Here is an 800-nt window from a genome sequence, read left to right on the forward strand (position 1 = left end):
AAAGAATGAAAAATCGGCAGAAAGGAGAGGGAAGGGCTGAAAACTGCGCAAAACCAGAATGTCCAAGCCTCCAAAAAATGCCAAAAACACACTCTAAAGAAGAAAAATCTTACGCGAATGCAAAAATATCCAAAATGTAAAGCATCCGTTATCAGCGCGTTAAGAAAAAGAATGGAAAAAGAATGGAAAAAGGCGATAAAAAAGCTTGCGCAACTGGAATTGTTGCGTACTTTTGCACCCGCAACAGCGAAAAACGCTCTTAGACATTCCGGCAGCTTTACGATATTTGAGGGAAGAAATTTCCAAAAAAAAAGATTCGGAAAAGCTTGCGGGAAAAGAAAAAGCTTTTTACATTTGCACCCCGCAAAACACGGAAGGCTCCTTGAGAGATTGAAAGAAAAACGGAAATATGGGGCGAAAAGAAAGCTTCAAAAAAAATCTAAGTTTTTCTTGCGAGAAACAAAAAGAAGTTTTAGTTTTGCACCCGCTTTGAGATACAGGCGAAACAGAAGAATAAACGTTCGTAGACATATTGAATTGACAGCCGCTTTAGCAGAGATGCTAAAGCAAAATAGAATAAGAGTAATGGAATCGGGAGATTCGAATGAAACCGACTGGAATAAGGCATCGATAATATAATATTAAAATATACGATGAAGAGTTTGATCCTGGCTCAGGATGAACGCTAGCGGCAGGCTTAACACATGCAAGTCGAGGGGTAGAAGCCTTCGGGCTTTGAGACCGGCGCACGGGTGCGTAACGCGTATGCAATCTGCCTTCCACAGAGGGATAGCCCAGAG

General features: G+C 41.4%; 1 protein-coding gene and 1 rRNA gene. Both read left to right on the forward strand.

The annotated features are described in order from the left end of the window. The first annotated feature begins 117 nt into the window (after positions 1–117). Positions 118–639: a hypothetical protein gene (locus DMB71_RS00160; protein WP_111362672.1), complete on the forward strand. Its 522-nt coding sequence runs from the start codon at positions 118–120 to the stop codon at positions 637–639. An 11-nt stretch (positions 640–650) separates the two neighbouring features. Next, positions 651–800, forward strand: a 16S ribosomal RNA gene (locus DMB71_RS00165); the annotation flags it as partial.

The organism is Flavobacterium tistrianum (assembly GCF_003254545.1).
GTDB lineage: Bacteria > Bacteroidota > Bacteroidia > Flavobacteriales > Flavobacteriaceae > Flavobacterium > Flavobacterium tistrianum.